The 25,396-nt window shown below is 69.9% G+C and carries 22 protein-coding genes and 1 pseudogene; 20 read left to right on the forward strand and 3 right to left on the reverse strand.

The window, feature by feature from the left end:
* Positions 1 to 84: 84 nt before the first annotated feature.
* Positions 85 to 1,470 (reverse strand): FAD-dependent oxidoreductase, encoded by a 1,386-nt coding sequence (locus G6038_RS11795; RefSeq protein WP_165037832.1) that lies wholly within the window; start codon positions 1,468 to 1,470, stop codon positions 85 to 87.
* Positions 1,471 to 1,763: 293 nt separating this feature from the next.
* Between G6038_RS11795 and G6038_RS11800 the strand changes: the two genes are divergently transcribed.
* The 10 genes from G6038_RS11800 to G6038_RS11845 all read left to right on the forward strand — a co-directional run bounded on the left by G6038_RS11800 (position 1,764) and on the right by G6038_RS11845 (position 11,307).
* Entirely contained in the window at positions 1,764 to 2,192 is a 429-nt protein-coding gene (locus tag G6038_RS11800; protein WP_165037834.1) for a hypothetical protein, read from the forward strand.
* 62 nt (positions 2,193 to 2,254) lie between these two features.
* On the forward strand, positions 2,255 to 2,665 hold the full coding sequence (locus G6038_RS11805) for a rhodanese-like domain-containing protein (RefSeq protein WP_165037836.1): 411 nt from the start codon (positions 2,255 to 2,257) through the stop codon (positions 2,663 to 2,665).
* Positions 2,662 to 3,885 carry an O-succinylhomoserine sulfhydrylase gene (locus G6038_RS11810; protein ID WP_165037838.1) on the forward strand — a complete coding sequence of 408 codons (1,224 nt, stop codon included), beginning with the start codon at positions 2,662 to 2,664 and terminating at the stop codon, positions 3,883 to 3,885. Before G6038_RS11805 ends, G6038_RS11810 begins: the two co-directional genes overlap by 4 nt.
* A gap of 216 nt (positions 3,886 to 4,101) precedes the next feature.
* Complete coding sequence (locus tag G6038_RS11815; RefSeq protein ID WP_346772801.1) at positions 4,102 to 5,052, forward strand: DUF808 domain-containing protein; 951 nt, start codon at positions 4,102 to 4,104, stop codon at positions 5,050 to 5,052.
* Positions 5,053 to 5,313: 261 nt separating this feature from the next.
* Positions 5,314 to 6,288 (forward strand): ABC transporter substrate-binding protein, encoded by a 975-nt coding sequence (locus tag G6038_RS11820; protein ID WP_165037839.1) that lies wholly within the window; start codon positions 5,314 to 5,316, stop codon positions 6,286 to 6,288.
* Positions 6,285 to 7,313, forward strand: a complete 1,029-nt coding sequence (locus G6038_RS11825; RefSeq protein WP_165037840.1) for an iron ABC transporter permease — start codon at positions 6,285 to 6,287, stop codon at positions 7,311 to 7,313. The genes G6038_RS11820 and G6038_RS11825 overlap by 4 nt, the downstream gene beginning before the upstream one ends.
* Positions 7,310 to 8,116: an ABC transporter ATP-binding protein gene (locus G6038_RS11830; protein ID WP_165037842.1), complete on the forward strand. Its 807-nt coding sequence runs from the start codon at positions 7,310 to 7,312 to the stop codon at positions 8,114 to 8,116. Before G6038_RS11825 ends, G6038_RS11830 begins: the two co-directional genes overlap by 4 nt.
* Positions 8,116 to 9,462, forward strand: coding sequence for a bifunctional adenosylcobinamide kinase/adenosylcobinamide-phosphate guanylyltransferase (locus tag G6038_RS11835; RefSeq protein WP_165037870.1), 1,347 nt, complete (start codon positions 8,116 to 8,118; stop codon positions 9,460 to 9,462). Before G6038_RS11830 ends, G6038_RS11835 begins: the two co-directional genes overlap by 1 nt.
* Before the next feature lie 354 nt (positions 9,463 to 9,816).
* Positions 9,817 to 10,545, forward strand: a complete 729-nt coding sequence (locus tag G6038_RS11840) for an MspA family porin (protein ID WP_165037844.1) — start codon at positions 9,817 to 9,819, stop codon at positions 10,543 to 10,545.
* 63 nt (positions 10,546 to 10,608) lie between these two features.
* Positions 10,609 to 11,307 carry an MspA family porin gene (locus G6038_RS11845; protein WP_165037845.1) on the forward strand — a complete coding sequence of 233 codons (699 nt, stop codon included), beginning with the start codon at positions 10,609 to 10,611 and terminating at the stop codon, positions 11,305 to 11,307.
* A gap of 200 nt (positions 11,308 to 11,507) precedes the next feature.
* Here the strand turns inward: G6038_RS11845 and G6038_RS11850 are convergent, their stop codons facing one another.
* On the reverse strand, positions 11,508 to 12,266 hold the full coding sequence (locus G6038_RS11850; protein ID WP_044476465.1) for an HAD-IIA family hydrolase: 759 nt from the start codon (positions 12,264 to 12,266) through the stop codon (positions 11,508 to 11,510).
* A 65-nt stretch (positions 12,267 to 12,331) separates the two neighbouring features.
* A complete protein-coding gene (locus G6038_RS11855) occupies positions 12,332 to 13,102 on the reverse strand; it encodes a sulfite exporter TauE/SafE family protein (RefSeq protein WP_165037847.1) in 771 nt (256 codons plus the stop codon).
* Between the two features lie 406 nt (positions 13,103 to 13,508).
* Between G6038_RS11855 and G6038_RS11860 the strand changes: the two genes are divergently transcribed.
* The 10 genes and pseudogenes from G6038_RS11860 to G6038_RS11905 all read left to right on the forward strand — a co-directional run.
* Positions 13,509 to 15,428 carry a hydantoinase/oxoprolinase family protein gene (locus G6038_RS11860; protein WP_165037849.1) on the forward strand — a complete coding sequence of 640 codons (1,920 nt, stop codon included), beginning with the start codon at positions 13,509 to 13,511 and terminating at the stop codon, positions 15,426 to 15,428.
* Between the two features lie 53 nt (positions 15,429 to 15,481).
* Positions 15,482 to 15,904 carry an acetone carboxylase subunit gamma gene (locus tag G6038_RS11865; protein ID WP_100056693.1) on the forward strand — a complete coding sequence of 141 codons (423 nt, stop codon included), beginning with the start codon at positions 15,482 to 15,484 and terminating at the stop codon, positions 15,902 to 15,904.
* A gap of 30 nt (positions 15,905 to 15,934) precedes the next feature.
* Positions 15,935 to 18,061, forward strand: a complete 2,127-nt coding sequence (locus tag G6038_RS11870) for a hydantoinase/oxoprolinase family protein (protein ID WP_165037851.1) — start codon at positions 15,935 to 15,937, stop codon at positions 18,059 to 18,061.
* A 24-nt stretch (positions 18,062 to 18,085) separates the two neighbouring features.
* A complete protein-coding gene (locus G6038_RS11875; protein WP_165037852.1) occupies positions 18,086 to 20,410 on the forward strand; it encodes a hydantoinase B/oxoprolinase family protein in 2,325 nt (774 codons plus the stop codon).
* A gap of 116 nt (positions 20,411 to 20,526) precedes the next feature.
* On the forward strand, positions 20,527 to 21,339 hold the full coding sequence (locus tag G6038_RS11880; protein ID WP_165037853.1) for a hypothetical protein: 813 nt from the start codon (positions 20,527 to 20,529) through the stop codon (positions 21,337 to 21,339).
* A gap of 168 nt (positions 21,340 to 21,507) precedes the next feature.
* Entirely contained in the window at positions 21,508 to 23,310 is a 1,803-nt protein-coding gene (locus G6038_RS11885) for a helix-turn-helix domain-containing protein (RefSeq protein WP_206024592.1), read from the forward strand.
* Positions 23,311 to 23,450: 140 nt separating this feature from the next.
* Complete coding sequence (locus G6038_RS11890; RefSeq protein WP_165037856.1) at positions 23,451 to 23,933, forward strand: hypothetical protein; 483 nt, start codon at positions 23,451 to 23,453, stop codon at positions 23,931 to 23,933.
* 75 nt (positions 23,934 to 24,008) lie between these two features.
* The gene (locus G6038_RS11895) at positions 24,009 to 24,746 is read left to right on the forward strand and encodes a hypothetical protein (protein ID WP_165037858.1); all 738 of its coding nucleotides are present in this window, start codon (positions 24,009 to 24,011) and stop codon (positions 24,744 to 24,746) included.
* Positions 24,743 to 25,210: an RDD family protein gene (locus G6038_RS11900; protein ID WP_165037860.1), complete on the forward strand. Its 468-nt coding sequence runs from the start codon at positions 24,743 to 24,745 to the stop codon at positions 25,208 to 25,210. The genes G6038_RS11895 and G6038_RS11900 overlap by 4 nt, the downstream gene beginning before the upstream one ends.
* A 70-nt stretch (positions 25,211 to 25,280) precedes the next feature.
* Positions 25,281 to 25,396 (forward strand): annotated as a pseudogene (locus G6038_RS11905) (glucose-6-phosphate dehydrogenase (coenzyme-F420)); the annotation flags it as partial.

Consider the following 25,396-nt stretch of genomic DNA (forward strand, 5'->3'; position numbering starts at 1 on the left):
GGATACGGCTGTGGCCGAATGTCACATCGTGTCGATCCGAACGAATCGATGTGACATTCGGCCACGGCGGGGGAGCGGGAGGCGTCAGGCCTTGTGCGGCTCCGAGGCGCGGAACATGTCCTCGCGCTCGACGACCTTGACGCGCTCGCGGCCCTCGGCCTCGCCGAGGCTGCGCTCGTGCGCGTCGAGGCGGTACCAGCCCTGCCAGGTGGTGTACGGCAGCTGCTTGTCCTCGAGGAAGGCGACGATCGCGTCCTCGGACGGGTCCTCGGGAGTGTTGAGCAGGCCCTGCGCCCGGTCGGCGAGCAGGTTCGCGACGGTCTCGTTCGCATCGCCCTTGGTGTGGCCGATCAGGCCGACGGGGCCGCGCTTGATCCAGCCGGTGACGTAGGTCGCCGACAGGTAGCGGGCGGTGCCCTCGGCGGCGTCGTCCGCGACGACGCGTCCGGCCTCGTTGGGCACGGTGCCGGCCTGCTCGTCGAACGGCAGCTTGGCGATGTTCTGCGACAGGTAGCCCACGGCCCGGTACACGGCCTGGACCTCCCAGTCACGGAACTTGCCGGTGCCGCGGACGTTGCCGGTGCCGTCGAGCTCGGTGCGCTCGGTGCGCAGGCCCACGACCTTGCCGTCCTGGCCGAGGATCTCGGCGGGGGACTCGAAGAAGTGCAGGAACAGCTTGTGCGGACGGTCGCCGACGTCGCGGATGGCCCAGTCCTGCAGGGTGTTGGCCACCATGTCGACCTGCTTGGAATTGCGGCGCGCCGCCTCCGAGCCCTCGTCGTAGTCGATGTCCTCGGGATCGACGATGACCTCGATGGTGGGCGAGTGGTCGAGCTCACGCAGCTCGAGCGGGGTGAACTTGGCCTGGGCGGGACCGCGGCGGCCGAACACGTGCACCTCGACGGCCTTGTTGTTCTTCAGGCCCTCGTAGACGTTGGCGGGGATCTCCGTCGGCAGCAGCTCGTCGCCGGTCTTGGCCAGCACGCGGGCGATGTCGAGGGCGACGTTGCCGACGCCGAGCACGGCGACCTTCTCGGCCTCGAGCGGCCAGCTGCGGGGCACGTCCGGGTGGCCGTCGTACCAGGAGACGAAGTCGGCGGCGCCGTAGCTGCCGTCGAGGTCGATGCCGGGGATGTTCAGGGCGCGGTCGGCGTTGGCGCCGGTGGAGAAGATCACCGCGTCGTAGAAGCGGCGCAGGTCGTCGAGGGTGATGTCGGTGCCGTAGTCGAGGTTGCCGAGCAGCCGGACCTGGGGCTTGTCGAGCACCTTGTGCAGGGCGGTGATGATGCCCTTGATACGCGGATGGTCCGGGGCCACGCCGTAGCGGATGAGACCGAACGGGGCGGGCATCCGCTCGAACAGGTCGATGCTGACCTCGGTGTCGGACTTCATGAGCGCATCGGCGGCGTAGATACCGGCGGGGCCGGCACCGACGATCGCGACGCGAAGGGGACGAGTCTGATCGGTCATCAGGGGTCAACTACCTCTTCGGTGTGCGGACGGACGTGGTTCAGCTTAATTGAGGAAGGGAGCCGGCAGGGGTGGCTGCGGTGGGCACGCGGGAGCGGCAGAAAGTGCGCGACGAACCGGGCGTGACGAGAAATCGCTTCAGCGACAACACATGTGGGCGCTCACTCGACACAGGTCGACGGCGAGACGTCGAACGAGGTGCGTAGAGGCCATGGGCAATTCCTACCTCGAGAGGGTTTATTGGGGCAAATGCGCCCGCGTGGGGCCGTGCCGGCGCGGCCTAGGATCGCCCCATGGCAGCCGAACGCGCACCCGAACCCGACCCGGACGAAACGGACCGCAGCAGCGCGACGCCGTTCCTCGCGGCGCTCGCGATCATCGTGGTGCTCGTCGTCGGGGTGTTCGTCGCCCAGTTGGTGTCGCCGTCGGACAGCAGCACCTCCGGGACCGAACTCGTCGTGCGCACGGTCGACGACTACGTCCGCGCGCACAACGCCGGCGACGCCACCGCGCAGGACCGGTTGCGCTGCGACCGGCTCCCCGCCGACCGGGCCCCGCTGGCCGGCGTCGACGGCGAGGTGCAGCTCGCGGGCGTCGAGAACGTCGAGACGGACGGCGATCGGGGAACCGCCGACGTGCGCGCCCGGTTCGACGGGAACGAGCAGACCGCCACGTGGCAGTTCGTCCGGATCGACGACGTCTGGCGGGTCTGCACCTTCTGATCGGGGACCGGCACCACCCGCCCGCCTGGTCGGCTCGCCGGGAACTGTGAAAAGCTGGGGCGGTGAGCTACGCAGGTGATATAACGCCGCAGCAAGCGTGGGAGCTGCTGCGCGAGAACCCGGACGCCGTGCTCGTCGATGTGCGCACCGACGCCGAATGGAAATACGTGGGGGTCCCCGAGACCTCCCCCATCGGGCGCCGCACCGTCTTCGTCGAGTGGGTGCGCTACCCGGACGGTGCCCGCAACGGGGGGTTCGTCGAGCAGCTGAAGGACGCCGGCGTGACCGGCGGGCCGATCGTGTTCCTGTGTCGCTCGGGACATCGTTCCATCGCGGCCGCGGAAGCGGCCACCGCGGCGGGCCTGGCCCCGTCGTACAACATCGTCGAAGGATTCGAAGGCGGCCTCGATGCCGAGAGGCATCGCGGAGCCGAGGGCTGGCGGGCCGCGGGCCTGCCGTGGAGGCAGTCGTGAGCGCAATTCCCAGGGGCGGCGCCTTCGAGCGGCCGCTGCCGGCATCGGTGCGTCCCGCCACGCTCGGCGTGCGCGGCGGCACCATGCGGTCCGGATTCGAGGAGACCTCCGAGGCGATCTACCTCAATTCCGGCTTCGTCTACGAATCGGCCGGGGCCGCGGAGCAGGCGTTCACGGGCGACGTGGACCACTTCGTCTACTCCCGGTACGGCAACCCGACCGTGAAGATGTTCGAGGAGCGGTTGCGGCTGCTCGAGGGCGCCGAGGGCTGCTACGCCACCGCCTCCGGCATGTCGGCGGTGTTCACCTCCCTCGCCGCGCTGCTCGGCAAGGGCGACCGCCTGGTCGCCGCCCGCAGCCTGTTCGGCTCCTGCTTCGTGGTGTGCAACGAGATCCTGCCCCGCTGGGGCGTCGAGACGGTGTTCGTCGACGGCGAGGACCTCGACCAGTGGGAGCAGGCGCTGTCCGTGCCCACGACCGCGGTCTTCTTCGAGACGCCGTCCAACCCGATGCAGACCCTCGTCGACGTGCGCCGGGTCTCCGAGATGGCCCACGCCGCCGGTGCCAAGGTGGTGCTCGACAACGTCTTCGCCACGCCGCTGCTGCAGCGCAGCCTGGATCTCGGCGCCGACATCGTCGTGTACTCGGGCACCAAGCACATCGACGGCCAGGGCCGCGTGCTCGGCGGGGCGATCCTCGGCCCGCAGGACTACATCGACGGCCCGGTGCAGCATCTCATCCGGCACACCGGCCCGGCGCTGAGCCCGTTCAACGCCCACACCCTGCTCAAGGGCCTCGAGACTCTGTCGGTGCGGATCCGGCACTCGGTGGAGTCGGCCGCGCGGATCGCCCGCTTCCTCGAGGGCCACGCCGCGATCAAGTGGGTCAAGTACCCGTTCCTCGAGTCGCACCCGCAGTACGACCTGGCGAGGTCCCAGATGAGCGGCGGCGGCACGGTCGTGACCTTCGAACTGGACGCCCCCGAAGGCGAGGGCAAGAAGCGTGCGTTCGAACTGCTCGACGGGCTGCGCATCGTCGACATCTCCAACAACCTCGGCGACGCCAAGTCGCTGATCACCCATCCCGCGACGACGACGCACCGGGCGATGGGACCGGAGGGCCGGGCGGCGATCGGCCTGTCCGACGGTGTGGTCCGGCTGTCGGTGGGGCTCGAGGATCCGGAGGACCTGCTCGAGGACTTCGAGCAGGCGCTGAAGTAGCCCGCGGCCACGTCGGAGGCGACGGCCACGTCGGGGCCGTGCCGGCATCGCGGACTCCGATCTGCCCCCCGGGCCCGCCGGGTCGATGACACCGGCCGCGCCGAACGCCGAAGGAGAGCCGGCTCCGTGATCGGTACGCTTCGGTAACGTACGGTGTCGACCCGCAACTGCGTGTCGTTCGATCGGCTCTGCACAGCCGAACTGTGGGAGGTTCCCGTGGCTGGTGGTCTCGTCGCCCTGTTGGACGACGTCGCGGCAATCGCGAAAGCGGCCGCGGCGTCCATCGACGATGTCGGGGCCGCGGCCGGTAAGGCCGGCGTCAAGGCGGCAGGTGTCGTCGTCGACGACACCGCCGTCACCCCGCGCTATGTGCACGGATTCACCCCCGATCGTGAACTGCCGATCATCCGCAAGATCGCGACCGGGTCGATCCGCAACAAGCTCCTGATCATCCTGCCGGTGGCGATGCTCCTGAGCGAGTTCCTGCCCCAGGCGCTGCCCTACCTGTTGATCGCCGGTGGTCTGTTCCTGTGCTACGAGGGGGCCGAGAAGGTCTACGAAGCACTCACCGGCGGTCACCACGAGGACGACACACCCGCAGCGCTGAGCGGACCCGAAGTCGAGAAGTCCATGGTCAGCGGCGCGATCCGCACCGACCTCATCCTGTCGGCCGAGATCATGGTGATCTCGCTGGCGTCGGTCGAGGACGAACCGTTCCTCACCCGGCTGGCGGTGCTCGTCGTCGTCGCGATCCTCATCACCGCCCTGGTGTACGGCGCGGTCGCGCTGATCGTGAAGATGGACGACGTGGGCCTGTCGCTCGCCCGACGCCGATCGTCGTTCAGCCGACGAATCGGGCGGGGGCTCGTGGCCGCGATGCCGAAGGTGATGACGGTGCTCACCGTGGTCGGGATCGCCGCGATGCTGTGGGTCGGTGGCCACATCCTGCTCGTCAACGTCGGCGAGGCGGGATTCCATTGGCCGGTCGATCGCCTCCACGACCTCGAACACTGGTTCGGCGAGCTCGTGCACGGCGGCTTCAGCGGGGTTCTGTCCTGGACTGCAGGGACCGTGGTGTCCGCCCTCGTCGGGCTCGTCGTGGGTGCGATCATCGTCCTGATCGCGCACCTGATTCCGAAACGGAAGAAGCGCGTCTCGGCGCACTGACGGCTTCGGGCCGCCGTCCCCGGACCCCGGGTCCTGCGATACGCTGCGGTGACCCCGCTTCCCGGCGGGGTGCCGCAGCGTCTCGGTGAAGTCCGGTGCAATCCGGCACTGTCCCGCAACTGTGAGGCCGGCAGCGCGCTGCCGGACGAGTCAGGTCGGCCGGCGCGGCGGTCACGTACTGGTCCTCGGACGAAGGACGGTGTCGTGCCGCAACGGTGATCCGTTGTAGCCGTGCTGTTTTCGTCCTCCGCCTCACGGAGGATGGCTGTGCCTGCCCCCACTGCGCCCGCCCGCCGGCTGTTCGTCGCCGGACTCGCCGCGCTCGCCCTGCTCGCCACCTCGTGCGGCTCGAGCGGCGGATCCGAGCCGGCCTCCGCGCCGTCCGGCGACGGGACCTTCCCGGTCACCGTGGTCTCCGGCGACGGCGCGATCACCCTCGACGCGGTCCCCGAATCGATCGTCTCCCTCAGCCCCACCGCCACCGAGATGCTCTACGCCGTCGGCGCCGGCGACCAGGTCGTCGCGGTCGACGACCAGTCCGATTTCCCCGCGGAGGTGCCCGTCACGGCCCTGTCCGGATACTCGCCGAACGTCGAGGCCGTGCTCGGCTACGAACCGGACCTCGTGGTCGCCATGGACGACGTCGGCGACCTCGTCTCCGGACTCGATGCGGCCGGCGTCCCCACGCTGCTGCTGCCGGCCGCCACCACCCTCGACGAGGCGTACACGCAGATGGAGCAGCTCGGTGCCGCCACCGGGCACGTCGGCGACGCGGCCGAACTCGTCGCCTCGATGCGCAGCGACATCGACGAGGTCGTCGCCGGGCTGCCCCCGCGCCCGGCCCCGCTGACCTACTACCACGAACTCGACGACACCTACTACAGCGTCACCGGCGGCACCTTCATCGGCGGCATCTACTCGATGCTCGGCCTGCGCTCGATCGGCGACGCCGCCGGAGCCGACGCCTACCCGCAGCTGTCCGCCGAGTACGTCCTCGACGCCGACCCCGACCTGATCTTCCTCGCCGACGGGCAGTGCTGCGGTGTCACCCCGGAAACCGTGGCCGCCCGCGCCGGCTGGGGCGAGCTGACGGCCGTCCGGTCCGGCCAGATCCACGTGCTCGACGAGGACGTCGCCAGCCGCTGGGGACCCCGGGTCGTGGACCTCGTGCGGCACCTCGGGACGATCGTGGCCGCCGCGCCCGCCTCCGCACCCGCCGCGCAGCCCACCCGGTGACCCGCGCCGCGCGCCACCCGGCCCTGGTGCTCGGCGCGGCAGCCCTCGTCCTGGTGGTCGCGCTGCACATCGGGGTGCTCGTCGGCCCCGCCGGGCTCACCGTGCGCGGCGTGTTCCTCGAGCTGATCGACGCCCTGCCGTTCGTCGACGTCGACTCCGGACTGAGCACGCGGCAGCAGGCCATCCTGTGGAACATCCGGATGCCGCGGGTGGCGCTCGGTGCGCTGGTCGGCGCGATGCTCGCCATCGCGGGTGCCACCTATCAGGGGGTGTTCCGCAACCCGCTGGCCGACCCTTATCTGCTCGGTGTATCGAGCGGGGCGGGCCTGGGCGCCACCCTCGCGATCGCGCTCGGCGGTGTGCTCGGCGCCGCCGGGGTGCCGGTCGCCGCGTTCGCCGGCGGCCTGGTGGCCGTCGCCGCCACGTACGCGCTCGGCCGCAGCGTCGGCGGGATGCGTTCGGAGGTCGTCATCATCCTGGCCGGCGTCGCGGTCGCGGCGTTCGCCAACGCGGCGCAGACCTTCGTCCAGCAGCTCTACGACGAGACCCTGCGGCAGGTGTACACGTGGCTGCTCGGCCGCCTCAGCACCGACGGCTGGTCCGACGTGGTCGTCGTGCTGCCGTACGTGGTGGTGTCCGCCGCGGTCATCCTGCTGCACCGCCGGATGCTCGACGTGATGGCGGTCGGCGACGTGGAGGCCGCGAGCCTCGGCGTGAGCCCGGCCCGGGTCCGGCTGGTCCTGGTGTGCGTGGCCACCCTCGGCACCGCCGCCGTGGTCGGCGCCAGCGGGCTCATCGGCTTCGTCGGAATCGTGGTGCCGCACGCGATCCGGCTGATCGTCGGTCCGGGGCACCGGCTGCTGCTGCCGCTGTCGCTGATGATCGGGGCCGCCTTCCTCGTCCTGGCGGACGTGCTGGCCCGGACCGTGATGTCCCCGGCCGAACTGCCCATCGGCGTGGTGACCGCGGCCGTCGGCGCCCCGTTCTTCCTGGTCGTGCTGCGGCGGCATCGGGGGGTGTCGTGAACGCCGTCGACTGCCGTGGCCTGAGTGTCGACCGCGGCGGCAAGACCGTCCTGGACGGGGTGGACCTGCTTGTCGGACAGGGGGAGTGGGTTGCCCTCGTCGGGCCCAACGGCGGCGGGAAGACCACGCTGCTGCACGCGCTCGCGGGCCTGGTGCCCGCGACGGGTCGGATCGGCGTCGGTGGCCTGGACCCCGCTCACGCCGGACGCCGGGCGATGGCCCGGACGGTGGCGCTCATGCCGCAGCGGCCGGTGGTGCCCGAGGGCATGACGGTCGCCGATCTGATCCGGCTCGGCCGGACCCCGCACATGCCGCGGTTCGCGACCGAGTCGGCGCACGACCGCGAGGTGGTCGAGTCGGTGCTCGACCGGCTCGACCTGCGCGGATTGGCCGCACGGCCCGCGACCGACCTGTCCGGCGGTGAGTTGCAACGGGTGGTGCTCGGGCGCGCACTCGCGCAGGAACCGAAGGTGCTGTTGCTGGACGAGCCCACCAGCGCCCTCGACATCGGCCACCAGCAGCAGGTGCTGGACCTGGTGGAGTCGATGCGCGCGGAGAACGGGCTCACCGTCCTCGCGGCCATGCACGACCTGACCTCGGCGGCCCTGTACGGCGGACGGGTGGTGCTGCTCGCCGGCGGTCGCGTCGTCGCCGACGGCCCGCCCCGGCAGGTGCTGACGGCTCGGCGCATCGCCGACGTGTACGGCGCGCGCGTCGAGGTGCTGGACCGCCCCGGCTCCGGACTGGCCGTCGTGCCGGTTCGCGGGAGCTGTTCGGGCCGAATCGAATCGGAGGGTTCGTGATGGAGGTGCTGCTGCTGGGCACGGGTGCGGCCGACGGCTGGCCGAATCCGTTCTGCACGTGCGCATCGTGCACGGACGCGGCCGCCCGCGGCGAGATTCGCGGGCAGACGGCGGCACTGGTGGACGACGTCCTCATGCTCGACTGCGGGCCCGAGGCGCCGCGCGCGGCCCTGCGCCACGGCCGCACCCTCGCCGGGGTGCGGCACATCCTGCTCACCCATTCGCATCCCGACCATCTCGGCCCGCAGGCGCTGCTGTTCCGTGCCTGGGCGACAGCGGATTTCGAGATCGAGGTGATCGGACCCCCCGACGCGCTGGACCAGTGCCGGGACTGGGTGGGCCCCACCGACGCCGTGCGGTTCGTGCCCGTCGCGGCCGGCGGCGAACTGACGGTCGGCGGGTACCGGGTGCGGGTGCTGCCCGCCGCCCACCGCGTCCTGAACGACGGGGACTCGGTGCTCTACGACGTCCGGGGCCCGGGCGGCGACCGGTTGCTGTGGGCGTGCGACACCGGCCCGCTGCCCGCGGACTGGTTCGACCGGGTCGCCGGTGCGGGGTACGACGCGGTCTTCCTGGAGGAGACCTTCGGTGACCGCACCGATCTGGGGGTCGCGCACCACACGCTGCCCGCGTTCGGCGAGACGGTGGGGGCGCTGCGCGCGTGCGGGGCGGTGACCGGGCGGACCGATGTGGTGGCCGTGCATCTGGGGCACCACAACCCGCCGGTCGCGCAGCTGCGGATCCGCCTGGCGGCCTGCGGGGCGCGACCGGGCGACGACGGTGAGGTGACGACGGTGGGACAAGCGACCGGCAAAGCCGCTGCGACGCAGCGCACTCTGGTACTCGGCGGTGTCCGCTCCGGCAAGTCGCGGCACGCCGAGGAGTTGCTCGAGTCGTTCCCGGCGGTGACGTACGTGGCGACCGGCGGCACGCGCGACGGGGACGCGGAATGGGCCGAGCGGGTGGCGCTGCACCGCGCGCGGCGGCCGCAGTCGTGGACGACGGTGGAGACCGACGACGTGGCATCCGTACTGCGCGGGTCGCGCGAGCCGTTGCTGATCGACTGCCTGGGGACGTGGCTCACCGCCCGTCTGGACCGTCACGACGTGTGGTCGGGCGGCGACGTCGCCGCGGTCGAGGCGGACGTCGAGGAGTTGCTCGGTGCGTGGCGTTCGTGTGCCGTGCCGGTGGTGGCGGTCAGCAACGAGGTCGGCAGCGGCGTGGTGCCGCCGACGGCGTCCGGCCGGCTGTTCCGCGACCTGCTCGGCCGGCTCAACGCGCGGGTGGCCGCCGAGTCGGAGGCGGTGACGTTCGTCGTGGCGGGCATCCCGACGAGGCTGCGCTAGAACATCGAACGTCGTTCTGCGCAAGTCGGATTCCCAGTCACACATAACCCTCCGATCGCACACGACTGTATGCAGATGTGATCTGGAACACAGGCGTAACTGTTTAGTGACCCTTTGCACCGGGCGTGTTATCGTTCCGAAACGAACTGGGGTCCGAGCGGGGGTGTCGGTCCACAGTGCCCTTCGGGGCAGCACGCCAACGACACCTGAATCCGCCTGCGCGAGAAACCGACCGGTATCTCGTCCCGACCTGACCAGAAGGCACATCCGAATCGACCGCGGCGGCCGCCCGCGGCCGTGATCAGCCGTGCCCGGGGGCGCCCGGGTAACCGCACACCTGAGTAGGGGAATGAATTGAGTAACAAGCACACGTCCGGCCTCCGCCGCGGCGCACGCATCGGTGGTGTCGCAGCTGCTGCCGCGATCGCCATGGGCTTCCTGTCCGCGGGTGCGGCGAACGCCGACACCTTCGTGCCGCTGCCCGACGGCGAGATCGTCGCCCCCAACGGGAACGTCATCAAGCGGTTCGCCGAGAGCGCCCTGATCTCGCCGTCGCTCGCGGCCAACGGCGCAGGTCGCGTGGCGTGGGTGTCCGGCACGGTCACCGCCGACGTCAAGGGTGTTCCGGCCACTGCGGAGGCCGGTCCGTCCAACGGGGGTATCGCCGAGAACCCCGACGGTTCGATCAACCAGAACGGCACCCAGGGCACCTCCACCGACGGGGTCCCGCGCCTGACCGCCGGTTACATCGTCGGCTGCCAGGTGGACATCAGCAAGCTCTCGGGCACCCTGGGGCTCAACGCGGGTCTCTCCGCGAACCTGGTCTCCGAGAGCGCCAGCGGTACCGCCGGCGGTTCCGCCAACGTCTCGGTGCCGATGAGCGCCGGCCAGGTCAGGTTCGTCCGTGTCGAGAGCAAGGCCATCAAGAAGGACGGCACCTACACCATCCAGTACCAGGACGCGCAGATCGACGCTCAGGGCTGCGGCGGCTACGCCCAGGCTCGTTCGTACACGGTCCTCGAGGTCACGGGTAACAACTACGAAAAGACCACCCTGTACGGCCAGCCGTTCAGCATCGGCTGAGCATCTCCAGGCCACCCCTCCTTACCCTCGCTCGCACGAGCGTAGAACCTCGAGAGAGAGACCATGAAGACCAGCTTCAAGACCGGCCTGCGCCGCGCGCTCAAGACCGCCGGTGTCGGTGCAACCGTCGCCGTCGCGATCGGCTTCGCCTCCGTCGGTGCGGCCAATGCCGACACCTTCGTTCCGCTGGAGGACGGCTCGATCAGCCAATCGCTGCCCGATGGCATCACCGTCACCGTCACCCGGACCGATGAGAAGGCCACCATCTCGCCTTCGATGGGTGCGACGCCGCTGCACCGCAACGTGTGGGTTTCGGGCACCGCCAAGGTGGAGATCAGTGGTCCGGGTGCCGACAAGCTCGGCGGCCGGATCCAGCCCGGCTACATCGTCGGCTGCCAGCTCGGCATGACGGCCAACCTCGGCGCTGGAGCCGGCCTGACCGGTGGTGCCAGCTCGACCAGCTCGACGCCGACCGCCGGCGCCTCGGTGACGGGCAACGCGGGAATTACGCTGACGCCGAACCAGGCCTACGACTACAAGGTCCTGGACCTCACCCAGTCCGACCCCTGGGGCGCCGAGGTGCACCGCAACTTCAACACCTTCAAGGGTGCGAGCGGCAGCGTCACCTGGGGTGACTCGACGCTCGGCGTCACCGGTTGCGCCGGCTACGCCCAGGCCCGCAGCTACGTCAAGGTCACGGTCGACACCGCGACCACGACCCAGCAGGTCACCCTCTGGGGCCAGCCCTTCAGCATCGGCTGAGCGAGGCGCCTTCAGAGGTGAGCAGCCCCGCCGACGAGAACCTCATCCTCTCGTCGGCGGGGCGTCGTCGCTGCCCGGTCCGGTGGGGGCCGGGCAGCGACGTCATGGGTGAACGGTGACGGGGAGGTTGTTGCGGCATCGCCCGAGTGGCATGCGCGACAACCTCCCCTTCGGCGTCGGAACCGTCCGCTCGATGCCGCTCAGAACGGATTTGCGGTGCGCCCCACCAGTTCCGCGATCGATTCGATGACGCGGGTGGGCCGGTAGGGGAACATCTCCACGGACTCGCGGGTGGAGATGCCGGTCAGGACCAGCAGTGTCTGCAGGCCCGCCTCGAGGCCGCAGACGATGTCGGTGTCCATGCGGTCGCCGATCATGAGCGTGTGCTCCGAGTGCGCGCCGATCGCGCGCAGGGCGGACCGCATCATCAGGGCGTTGGGCTTGCCCACGAAGTACGGTTCGCGGCCCGTCGCGCGGGTGATCAGGGCAGCGACGGCCCCGGTGGCGGGGAGCGAGCCCTCCCGCGACGGCCCGGTCGGATCCGGATTGGTCGCGATGAACCGGGCACCCCGCTCGACGAGCCGGATCGCCGTGGTGATCGCCTCGAACGAGTACGTGCGGGTTTCCCCCAGGACGACGTAGTCCGGATCGCTGTCGGTGAGGACGTAGCCGATGTCGTGCAGGGCCGTGGTCAGCCCCGACTCGCCCACCACGTACGCGCTGCCGCCGGGGCGCTGATTCGCCAGGAACGTCGCGGTCGCCAGCGCCGACGTCCAGATCGACTTCTCCGGGACGTCGAGCCCGGTGCGCAGCAGCCGGGCTCGCAGATCCCGCGGAGTGCGGATCGAGTTGTTGGTGAGCACCATGAACGGCGTGCCGTTCTCGCGCAGTTCGGTCAGGAACGCGTCGGCGCCGGGAATCAGGTGTTCCTCGTGGACCAGGACGCCGTCCATGTCCATGAGGTAGTTCCAGACCGGCGCGGGTGTGGGTTCGTCGCTCACCGTTCGAGTGTGTCACCGACCGCTCAGGCCAGCAGCCGGTACAAGCCGATCAACCCGACCACGACGATGACGGCACGCAGCGCCGTGGGCGAGAGCCGGCGGCCGTACCGGGAGCCGAGGGCGCCGCCGATCAGCGAGCCCACGGCGATCAGCGCCGCCGCCGTCCAGTCGATCCGGTCGAACGCGACCAGCGTGTAGGCGGTGGCGGCCACGACGTTGACGAGCAGCGAGAGCAGGTTCTTCGCGGCGTTCTGCCGCTGGATGTGATCGTGCAGCAGCGCGCCGAACAGTCCCATCAGCAGGATGCCCTGCGCGGCCGTGAAGTAGCCGCCGTACACGCCCACTGCGAAGGTGCCGACGATCAGCGCCGTCATTCGGGCGGGGCCGATCTGCTCCTCCGGGCCGCCGGAGCGGCGCAGCACCCACTGCTGCAGCTTCGGCTGGAACACGACGAGGAGCAGCGCCAGCACGAGCAGGACGGGCACGATCGTCTCGAAGGCCGATTCGGGCAGGTTCAGCAGCAGCCACGATCCGAGGACCGCGCCGGAGACCGACGCGGGGATCTGCCACCGTAGCCGGGGCCACTGTCCGCGGAGCTCCCGCCGGTACCCCCACGTGCTCGACACCCCACCCGCGACGAGCCCGACCGCGTTGGACATCGTGGCGGTCACCGGCGGCAGCCCGAACGCGACCAGGGTCGGGAAGGTGATGAGGGTCCCGGAGCCGACCAGTGCGTTGATCGCGCCGGCGCCCAGCCCGGCCAGGGCGACGAGGAACAGTTCGAGCGGTGTCACCGAGCCGACCTTACGGTAGGCGCCGCCGTGGCGTGTCGTCGCCACCCCCGAGGGGCATTTGCCACCGAATGTGCTGTCGTGAAAAGGATTTCGTGTCGTTCGACGGCGGACGGCACCGGGCCGCCGCGGGTGCCGGTGTCCCGCCGGCGTGGCCCGCCGGCGCACCGTCCCAATTCCGGACACTTCCCCGTCCGCGGGAGCCGCCCACCCGTCCCGCCGGCTCGGGGGACGAACGGCCCCGTCCCGGCAACGTGCTCGAATCCGCAGGTCGAGGGCCCTCGGGAGGCGGGAGATGAGCCACGTCATAGCGGGTGTCCGAAAGTGGCACACTTCACACCCTCGGGTCCGGACGCATGCTCTTCCTCATTCGAACCGCATCACCGCAACCCGAAACGGGGGACACCCGATGGACAGACTCATCAACATCGACAACGGTGGCACGCTCACCGACATCTGCGCCTGGGACGGCCACGAATTCAGCTTCACCAAGACCCTCACCACACCGTTCGATCTGTCGCAGTGCCTGTTCGACGGATTGACGAAGGTGTCGAAGGAGATCTACGGAGCCGAGGACCTGCCTGCCCTGCTGCACTCGACGGCGCACATCCGTTACTCGACCACGCAGGGGACGAACGCGCTCGTCGAGCGCAAGGGCCCCCGCATCGGCATCATCACCGACTCGGCCGCCCTCGTCGACGAACTGCGCCGCACCCCCGAGCAGCAGGCGCTGTTCGACGACCTCGTCGGGGCCCGGGTGGCCGTCGTCGACGCCGAGGCCGCGGACCTCGAGGGGGAGCTGGTCGCCCGGGTCAACCGTCTCACCACCGACGGCGCCGCCCGCATCGTCGTCGCCGTCGGGGACACCGACGACGGACGCGAGCGGAAGCTGCGCGGCATCCTGCTGCGCAAGTTCCCGCGCCACCTGCTCGGCTCGGTTCCGTTCCTGTACTCGTGGGACTTCACCACCGACCGCACACCGGCCCGGCGGGTCTGGTCGGCCGTGATCAACACGTTCCTGCACCCGACGATGGAACGGTTCCTCTACAACGCCGAGCACCGGCTGCGCGACCACCGCGTCAAGAACCCGCTGCTGATCTACCGCAACGACGGCGCCTCCTCGCGCGTCGCGAAGTCCGTGGCCCTCAAGACGTACTCGTCCGGCCCGCGCGGCGGCCTCGAAGGCACCCGGGCGCTCGCCGAGATCTACGGCCTCAAGCACGTTCTCATGATCGACGTCGGCGGCACCACGACCGACATCGGCACGGTGGCCGGGCGAGAGATCCTCACCGACCGCCGCGGCTCCATCGCCGGCATCCCGACCTCGTTCCCGATGTCGAACGTCGAGTCGGCCGGCATCGGCGGCAGCTCCGTCATCACCGTCACCGACGGGACGATCACCGTCGGACCGGAAAGCGTCGGTGCGGCACCCGGACCGGCCTGCTTCGGCTTCGGCGGCACGTCCGCCACCATCACCGACGTCAACCTCCTCCTCGGCGTGCTCGACCCCACCACCTACCTCGACGGCGACTTCACCCTCGATGCGGACCGGGCCCGCGCCGTCGTCACCGCCACGGTGGCCGAACCTCTCGGCCTCACCCTCGACGAGGCGCTGCTGGCGATGGAGCAGGCGTACTTCACCGCGATGGGCAACGCCGTCGCGCCCGCGGTGTCGGAGGCCGACGAGACCACCATCGCCGCGTTCGGCGGCGCCGGCCCGATGAGCGCGTGTGGCGCGGCGCGGGTCGCGGGCGTGCGCAGCGTGCTCGTCCCCAAGCTCGCCGCGGTGTTCTCCGCCTTCGGGATCGGGTTCTCCGACATCGGGCAGAGCTACGAGGCCGACCTCGCGGACACGACGGAGGCGACGCTCGCCGCGGCCGTGGCCGACCTCCTGGCCAAGGCCGAACGGGACATGTTCCAGGAGGGGCACGCCCTCACCGACTGCGAACTGTCCTGGACCCTGACCACCGAGGATGCGCACGGGGCCACGGTCGACGAGGCGTCGTACGAACCCGGTGAGTGCGTCGAGCTCCTGCCCGGCGCGTCCACCGCGCTGACCCTGGTGGCCACCCGCCGGATGAACCGGATCGAGCTCCCGCACGGCTCCTTCGCCGAGGCCCGCGATCCCCGGGCGGCCGGGGAGCGCACCGTGCTCGGAGCCGACGGCCGACGGGCGGTTCCGGTGTTCACGCTGGCCGAGCAGGAGCCCGGCGCCACCGCCGAGGGTCCGGCCATCGTCGAAGGCCCCTTCTTCACCGCCCGCGTGCAGGAGGGCTGGAAGTTCGACGTCACCGCCGGCGGCGACCTGCTGCTCACCGATACCCACTGACCGACAGAGCCCGAAGCCTGTTCGACCGCAGGCTCGTTCGAAGGATGCACGACATGCAGATCCCCATGACCGAATATCTGGTCATCGACCTCGACAGCGAACTGTGGGTGTGCCGGGTGTGCCGGCACGAACTCGGCAGCGCCCGCGGCAACTACAAGGAAGGCACCCTGGTCTACGACCGCGACCCGCGCGAGATCCACCAGCCGATCATCGATCCCGACCGCTACGAGTTCACCTTCTCGCCGGACCCGTCCTACTGCCGCATCCTCGAGTACTACTGTCCCGGCTGCGGCACCCAGATCGAGACCGAGTACATCCCGCCGGGACACCCCCCGACCGTCGACATGGAATGGGACGTCGACGCCTTGCGCGCCCAGTGGCTCGAACGCGGCACCGATCCCGGACAGGTCGTCACGTACGGCCCCGGCCAGGACGCCGAGGGCGAGTTCGAAGGCCGGCGCCACAACCACCACTAGTCACCGCGACCCGCAAGGAACCTCGTCACCATGAAACGAATCTCCGTCGACATCGGCGGCACCTTCACCGACTGCTTCTTCGCCTGGGACGACAAGTACGTCGAGGCCAAGGCCCTCACCACCCACCACAACCTGGCGCAGGGATTCAACGAGGCGCTCGACCTCGCCTGCCGCCGAGCCGAACTGGACCGGGACGACGTGCTGTCCCAGGTGGATTCGGTCCGCTACGCGACCACGCTCGGCACCAACGCCCTCATCGAGCGCAAGGGTCCGCGCGTCGGTGCCCTCGTCACCCACGGCTTCGAGGACACCATCCCGCTCTCCCGCGGCCGGGGATACGGCGAGGGACTCGATCCGTCGATGCAGCAGAACCTGCCGGCCGCGGAGCGGCCCGAACCGCTGGTCCACCGGAGCCTGATCCGGTCGGTGCAGGAGCGGGTCAACTCCGCCGGCGACGTCGTCGTCCCGCTCGTCGAGCGGAACGTGCGCACGATGGTGCGCGAACTCGTCGACGCCGGTGCGCAGGCGCTCGTGGTGTCGCTGGTGAACGCCACCGAGAATCCCGCCCACGAGCTGCGGATCATGGAGATCATCCAGGAGGAGTACCCGGAGCATCAGCTCGGCGCGATCCCGGTACTGCTCGGCCACCAGGTCTCCGGGCGCAAGGGCGAGTACGTCCGCGCGACGTCCACCATCGTCGACGGCTTCCTGCACGGCATCATGTTCCACGCCATGAGCCAGCTCGCGAACAACCTGCGCGACTCGGGCTACGACAAGCCGATGCTCATCATCCACAACTCCGGCGGCATGGCCCAGATGAACTCGACCGACGCCCTGCAGACCATCCACTCGGGTCCCGTCGCGGGTGTCAGTGCCGCCGAGCATCTGTCGGAGTCCTCGGGGATCGGCAACATCATCACCACCGACATGGGCGGCACGTCCTTCGACATCGGGCTGGTACCGGCGGGCGGCGTGAAGCACTACGACTTCCAGCCCACGATCGACCGCTGGCTGGTCTCGGTCCCGATGATCCACCTCGAAACCCTCGGTGCCGGTGGTGGTTCCATCGCAAGCTACGACCGGATCCACCACTCGGTCCGGCTCGGGCCCGAGTCCGCCGGCTCGGACCCCGGTCCGGCCTGTTACGACCGCGGTGGGCTGCGCCCCACGGTGACCGACGCCGACCTGCTGCTCGGCTACCTCGATCCGGACAACTACGCCAACGGCTTCATCAAGCTCAACCGCAAGCGTGCGGTGTTCGCCGTCGAGGAACAGCTGTGCGACGAGCTCGACCTCGACGTCATCGACGTCGCCAAGGTCATCAAGCGGTCCGTCGACGAGCAGATGGCGATCGGCATCGCCAAGGAGCTGCGGGTGCGCGGCTATCTGCCGGAGGACTTCACGATGCTCGCGTACGGCGGCAACGGGCCGCTGCACGCGTGCGGGATCGCCGACCAGGCCGGCATCCGCAAGATCCTCGCCCCCCCGTTCTCCTCGGTGTTCTCCGCCTGCGGCGCCGGCAACATGAAGCAGCTGCACATCCACGAGCGCGGCGTCCACGTGGTGCTCTACAACGCCACCACCCGCGGGCTCTACGACAGCTACGACGAATTCAACGAGATCGTCGCTGCGCTCGAGGCCCGGGGCGCGGAGGATCTGCGCCGGCAGGGCGTCGGCGAGGGGGCGATCGAGCACCGCCTCGAGATGGACCTGCGCTACGGCAACCAGCTCGTGACGACGGCAGTGGCCTTCGACATCAACCGGATTCACGGCGTCGGTGACGTGCTCGACCTGATCCGTACGTTCTCCGACATCTACTCCAAGCGCTACGGCGAGGGGTCGGCCGCACCCGAGGCCGGCATCCGCGTCCAGACCATCAGGGTCGCGTCCTACGTCAACGGTGAGACCGTCGAGTTCGATTCCCTGCACCACGACGGGGAGCGGACGCTGCCGACGCCGGTCGGGCACCGCGACGTCCATTTCGTCGCGCATCCCCGGGCGATCACCACCGCGATCTACGACGCCGACGCGCTGAGTCACCACCACGTGATTCCCGGTCCGGCGATCGTCACCACCGAGAACACGACCTACCTCGTCGAGCCGGGCTGGCGCCTCGAACCCTCACCGCAGGGCGCCGTCTGGTTCCTCAAGGACTAGCGCAGAAACACAGGAGACACAGCCATGACCGCACTTCACGACGACCTCACAACCGCCGCCGAACAGCGCCTGACGGCCTCGCTGAACGAGCAGGAGCAGCAGTGGGTCGACGACTTCATGGACGAGACGACGCTGTTCCTCGGGCCGGACCGGGAGATCATGCGTTCGCACCACATCACCTCCCGCAGCGAGTTCGAGCAGGAATGCCTCGCCGACGGGGTCGACCCCCTCCAGGTGGACCGCATCCGCAAGCGCCTCGCGGGCGCCCTCGACGAGGGCTTCGAGATGTGCGAGGCGATGGGCGCGGCGCCGGGCGCCAAGTGGGGCGACCTCACCACGGCCATCTACACCGCGGAGGGGGACGTCACCTACCTGTCCTGCCACGGCGTGATCGCCTTCTCCGCGATCCTGCACCATCCCATCCGGTACATCATGAAGTACTGGCAGGACGAGCCGACCGTCGGAATCCACCCCGGTGACGGGTTCATCCACAACGACGCCCGCTTCGGCAACGTCCACAACACCGACCAGTCGATGATCATGCCGATCATCCGGGACGACCGCATCATCGCCTGGGTGGCCGCCACGATCCACGAGGGCGAGAACGGCGCCTGCGAACCGGGCGGCATGCCCTCCGGCTCGGAGACCCCGTTCGACGACGGCCTGCGGATGAGCCCGTTCAAGATCGTCGAGCGCGGCGAGCTGCGCCGCGACCTGCTCACCTTCCTGCAGCACTCGGTCCGCGACCCGAAGCTCCAGCTGGCCGACCTGAAGGTGAAGATCGGTGCGGTCCAGCGCATCCAGGAACGCGTCGACAAGATCATCGACGAGGTCGGCGTGGAGACGTTCGTCGCGGCGCTGCGGATCACCGTCGAGGACGTCGAGGCCGAGGTGCGCCGGCGCATCCGGGAACTGCCCGACGGCACGGTCCGGTTCAACCAGTTCATGGACTCCACCCTCAAGGAGAACATCCTCATCAAGCTCGCCTGCTCCATCACGGTCCGGGGCGACAAGATGACCATCGACCTGCGGGGCAGCGGACCGGAGATCCTGAACCGGGCCATCAACTCGCCGCTGTGCTCGGTCAAGTCGATGATGATGCAGGCCATCCTCGCGTTCTGGTGGCCGGACCTGCCGCGCTGCACCTCCGCGATGAGCCCGATCGAGATCATCTCCGACGAGCACACGTGGTCCGACGCCGGCTACGACGCCCCCATGGGCCAGTCGCTGCAGGCCTCCTTCCGCGGCTTCTCGGCGCTCCAGAACCCCTGGGCCAAGTTGCAGTTCTCCAACCCGGAGAAGTTCTCCAACGTCATCGCGCCCTGGTTCAACCAGATCAACACCTTCCTGTGGGGCGGGGTCACCCAGCACGGCGACCAGGTCGGCAACCTGTGCGCCGACCTGAACGGCATGGGCGGTGGCGCCAAGGCGTTCCGGGACGGCGAGGACGCGGTCTCCCCGCTCTTCTGCGCGATGGCCGACACGGCCGAGCAGGAGGTCATGGAGGAGGAGGTGCCGTTCATGCAGCTGGTGAGCAAGCGGATCGTCCGCGACAACCAGGGCTTCGGCAAGTACCGCGGCGGCATGGGCTACGAGATGATCGTGGCGGCCGAGGGCACCCCGCTGTGGGGCTTCATGACGGTGACCTCGGGTGCGAAGTTCTCCTCGATCAGCGGACAGTTCGGCGGGTACGGCTGCAACACCTACCCCCTCGCGACGGTCAAGGGCGTCAACGTCTACGACGAACTGCGCCGCAACCCGGAACGGTTCGACCTGTCCATCGAGAAGGTGATGAACGAACAGCCCTTCGAGGGTGCCGAGTACAGCACCAGCCACATGGGCCTGCAGTTCGACGTCGCCAAGGACGGTGAGCTGTACATGATTTCGCAGGGCACGGGCGGCGGGTACGGAGATCCGCTCGAACGCGCCCCGGAGGACGTGGTCGCGGATCTCGAGATCGACCGGATCTCTGCGAAGGTGGCGCACGACATCTACGGCGTCGTGTACGCACCGGACACGTTCGTCGTGGACGTCGACGCCACGGAGGCGCTGCGCGCGTCGATGCGGCGCGACCGGCTCTCCCGCGGCGTGCCCTACGGCGAGTTCGTCGAGAAGTTCGTGACGCCCGAACCGCCGGCGGATCTGCTGTACTACGGATCCTGGGGCGACACCGAGGAACTCACCGCCACGCACTTCACCGTCCACGGCGCCGAGCGGGTCACCACGACGATCGACAAGATGCCGATCATCATGATGCCCGACCGGCGGGAGCTGAAGATCGCCGAGCTCACGGCCCGGGTGAAGGAACTCGAGTCCAAGCACGGCGAGATCGTCCACCGCAAGTCCTGAAACCGGTCCGGCCGGAGCCGGTGCCGGCCGGCTCCGGCCCCCCGACCCACCCAAGCCGGGTGCCCGCACGTGTGCTCCCCTCACCGTGCGGGCACCCACTCCCTGGAGTCAGAATCATGACCATCTCGTTTCCCGCCGTACTCGACGCGCCGGTCTCCGGGCGCCGGGTCCCGCTCGTCGTCGACCATCTCGACTACAGCCGCCGGGTCCTGCTCCGCGGCAACCCGGTGCCCTGGGAGGATCCCACCGCGCTGTCGAACTTCCTCAACCAGGCCCACGGGCTCCTGCGACCGGACGTCACGCTGCTCGATCTCGGCGAGTACTACCGCCTCGCGGCGGACGACCCGCGCCTGCGCGAGGCGACGGCCGCACGGTCCCGGACCGGGTACGCGTTGCGGGCACTGCTGGCGGACGCCGCGACCGCCCGCGCCGTGGCGACCCTCGCCGCCACCGTGGCCGGCACGACCCGGCTGCCGCTGGTGCTGCAGATCCCCTCGCCGCGGGCCTGGCTGGCGGCGACCCACCCCGGAGACGTCGCGGACCTGGATGCGGACCGCGTCGAGGCCGCCGCGATGTACGTCGCCGACTGGCTGCGCGGCTTCGCCGAGGTGCCGGTCGCGGCGCTCCTGCTCGACGAACGGATCGCGCCCGGCGCCGACGCCGCCGCGCTACCGCCGGTCGATCCGCAGTCGTACGTGCCGGTGACGAACGTGGCCGCGCACTACCGGTGGGAGATCGGACTGCGCGGCGAGGACACCGTCTCGATCGGCGAGCACGAGGGTGACGTCCTGGGCTCCGAGTACTGGCTCGCCGACGACGCTGCCGTACCGGACGCCCGCGGCGCGTTCCGGCTCGCGCACCTGCCGGCGGACGCGGTCCCGGAGACGGTGCTCGCCCGGCTGGCCCGGCTCGACGGCCCCGGTGCGTGAACGTGGCCGACCTGCACGCCGGTGCCGTAGGGAGCGGCACCGGCGTGGCACCTGTGCCCGGTGCCCCCACCACGGACAGCGTCACGCTGCGCATGGATGCCGGCCCGGAGGCGGACGTTATCCTGGAGGCGTGACGTGCATCACGACAGTGCCGGGCCGGGACGCCCGATGAAGAGCGCGGACCGACGGCTGCGGGTAGCGGTCGCCCGGGCCGGATTCCTCGACTCCGGCGAACCGGACGATTCGCTGGTCTCCTCCGTCGTGTCCGCGTCGTGGCGGCGCTCCGCCGCGGCGGGCGTGCGACCGTCCGGTGGGGAGGTCCGGTTCGCGGGGGAGGTCGACCGGACCTCTCGGCTGGTCCAGTGCTCGCTGCCGGTCCTGGACCGCCTCGCGGAGGAGACCGTGGACGTCCCGGTGAGCATCGCCCTGACCGACGCCAAGGCGCAGGTGCTGATGCGCCTCGACGGGGCCCGCGCCATCGGACGGTTGCTCGACCACGTCTCCCTCGCACCGGGATTCGACTACTGCGAGGGGCAGATCGGCACGAACGGCGTCGGCACCGTGCTGGAATCCGGACGCCCGGTGCAGATCGAGGGCGCCGAACACTTCCACGAACGGTTCCAGCCGTTCGCCTGCTCCGGTGCGCCGATCCGGGACCCGTTCAGCGGACGCGTCGCCGGCGTCATCGACATCAGCTGCCTCACCGAGCATTCCTCGCCGCTGCTCACGACCGTCGTGCGGACCGCGGCGGCGGAGATCGAACAAAACCTGTTCCGGGACCGGAGCGCCCGCCAGCACGCGCTGTTCGATGCGTTCGTGCGGGCCGACGCTCGCGGCGGCACGGCCCTCATGGCGATCGGGAGCGCGATGTCGCTCGCGAATCCGCTCGCCCACACCCTCCTCGCGCCGGAGGACCAACGCCGTGTCGGTGAACACGTCGACTACGTCATCGGGCACCGCGCGCGAATCGACGAACTGGTCGAGCTGGGCACCGGCCTGTCCGTCCGGGTTCGCGCGACCCGGATCCTGGCGGGCGAGGACACCGCCGGATACCTCGTCGAGGTCTCCGAAGCGGCCGTGGCCGCGGCACCGCTTCCGTCCGTTCCGAACCGCGTCCGCGAGCACCGGATGCACTCCGGGCGGGTCGGTCTGGCCGCTGCCGGCACCGCTCGTCTCCGTTCGAGCGGTTCCTCCGCGCTGTGGGTGCGCGCCTGCAACGAGCTCGAGGAGGCCCTGTCCGCCGGGGCGAAGTTGCTCCTCACCGGCGAACCGGGCACGGGGAAGGCGTCTCTCGCGTCGGAGATCTTCCACTCCCTGTACGCCGGGGGCCGGAGCATCCTCGTGGACGGTAGCGAGACCGACCTGTCCGGGCTCACGGTTTCCTCCACCAACCCCACCCTGTACGTGCTGCGCAGCATCCAGGCCATCCCCGCCTCGCTCACGACGACATTGGCCGAGGCCCTGGCGGAACCGGTCGCCGAGCACATATTCGTCGTGGCCACCATGGAGGAGTCCGAGGAACCGCCGTCCGAGACTCTGGCACCGCTGCTGGCGGCGCTCGACCGGACCGTCCACGTTCCGGCGCTGCGGCATCGCACCGACGACATCGCGGGGGTCGTGGCACAGGTGCTCCGCAAGATCAGCGGATCGCAGAGCCGAGCGGTCGCTCCCGACGCGATGCGGGTGCTGGCGCGCTACCCGTGGCCGCGCAACATCCACGAGGTCGAGGCGGCGCTGCGGAGCGCCGTCGCACAACGGCCTGCGGGCGCCATCACCGTCGAGGACCTGCCCGAATGGTGCCGGCACGGTCCGCGCAGGCAACTCAACGCAGTCGAATCCGCCGAACGGGATCTCATCGCCAAGATCCTGCGGGAAACCGGAGGCAACCGTGTGCACGCTGCGCGCGCGCTCGGAATCTCGCGGTCGTCGCTGTACCGGAAGCTGACCCTGTTCGGATTCACCGGCGAGTAGTCACCCACGGGTGATCGCCGCGCCGCGCCGGTTGCCGCGACGAGGATCCCTGTCCGGATCTGGGACAGTTCGCGGCCGCTCTTCCCGCCGAAGATGGAGACAGCACATCTCGTCGACTGCGCGAAGGAGGAACGAGAGTCGTGGACACCGCAAACGAGCCGTTCTTCAGCTGGAATACGAGGCGAATGATCTTGCGCGCCAACAGATGCCCGGTCCTCGATCCGTCGGGCACGGCCGCGGGCGGTCCCGAACTCGTGTCGGACGTGCCGCTGACGGTGGGGACCCGGAAGGGGCGCCTGCTCACCGTCGCGGACGACGACGACGAGTATGTGGCACTGGTGGTGGGCGACGTGCAGCAGCGGCACGACGTGCCGGTTCGCCGGGTGGTCGCCGAAGGCTTGCTGATCGAGGGGAGCCGCAGCCGGCTCGACGCGGAGATCCTGTTACCCGTGTCGGAGGCACCCGCGGTTCCGGTATCGAATGTGCGGCACCTTGCGGACCATCGGAGCCGGTACAGCGAGGCGGTGCAGGCACTCCTCGTGCATTCCGGTGCCGTGTCCGTCACCGTCGAATTCGGCCCGGAGTCGCGCCGGGCTGCTCCGCAGCTGGACCGATCCGCGTGACCCTTCCGATCGGCCCTCGGACGGGCCGATCGCGAATTACGTGCATTTCGGGCCCCGGAGGGCTTTGATGTCGGTATGAACGGCAGGACCGCCCCCGACCCGGTACGCGTGGCGGTGGGCGCCGCCGCGACCGTAGGCGACGGGATTCGTCGCATGCTCCTGTTCGGTGTGGACGCGGCACGTCGTCTGCCGGGTGTGGACCCGGCGCTCGTCGCCCTCGAGTCGCGCGGCGCCGAGACCCTGCGCGCCGGGGACGAGATCGCTGATCGGTTGCTGCGCGCTGTGGTGCGCCGGGTGGTGAGCGCCGCGCTCGACGAGGTCGACATCACCGCCGTCGTGCGGGACCACGTCGACCTCGATGCCGTCGCCGAGGGGATCGACGTCGAGCGGATCGTCGGTCGGGTGGACCTCGACGCGATCGCGGCGCGCGTGGACATCGCACCGATCCTGGACCGCGTGGACATCGACGCGGTGGCGGAACGGGTGGACGTGGACGCGATCATCGATCGGGTGGACCTGGACGCCGTCGCCGCGACGATCGACGTGGGCGCGATCATCGATCGGGTGGACCTGGATGCGGTCGCCACGAAGATCGACGTGGACGCGATCATCGGGCGAGTCGACCTCATCGGCCTGGCGAACGCGGTGATCGAGGGCGTCGACCTGCCGAGCATCATCCGCGAATCGACCGGGTCCATGTCCACCGAGGCGATGCGCGGCGTGCGCAGCCAGGGTATGCACGCCGACGATGCGGTATCCGGGTTCGTCGGCCGGTTGTTCGGGCGCGCCGAGATCCCGGAAGAACCGGCATGAGCAACCGGGAACCATCCCACCGACCCGCCGGAATCGTCACGAGGGGCATCGCCGCAGCCATCGACCTCGGCGTAGTCCTGACCGTGATGGGCGCGATCTATCTCGCCGTGGTGCTCGTGCGGTTGCTGTTCTCGCCGCAGGAGTTCTCCTTCCCCGACGCACACGTTCTGCTGTCCCTCGGTGTGTTCGTCGGTGTCGCGTCGCTGTACCTGACGGTGTGCTGGGCCACCACCGGTCGCACGGTCGGCGCGGTGGTGATGGGCCTGCGGATGGTGAGTCGCAACGGCGAACTCGTCGGATGGATCCGGGCGGGGCTGCGCGCCGGATTCTGCGTGATGTTCGGGTTCGGGCTGCTGTGGGTGGCGGTGGATCGCCGCCGCCGGTCCCTGCAGGACATCCTGCTGCGCACCAGCGTCGTCTACGACTGGAAACCCGACCTGCATCTGGCCGAAGCCGAGAGGTGACGTCGCGTCCGTCACAGGTGTCTGGGCATACTCGAACCCGGCCGGATTCGTAGACGGGTAGGAGTTCGTGGTGTCGCAGGGTCTGAAGTTGGGGTACAAGGCGTCGGCGGAGCAGTTCGGGCCGCGGGAGCTGGTGGAGCTGGCGGTGCTCGCCGAGGAGCGGGGGATGGATTCGGCGACGGTGTC

Source organism: Rhodococcus sp. 14C212 (assembly GCF_011058195.1).
GTDB classification, from domain to species: Bacteria; Actinomycetota; Actinomycetes; order Mycobacteriales; family Mycobacteriaceae; genus Rhodococcus; species Rhodococcus aetherivorans.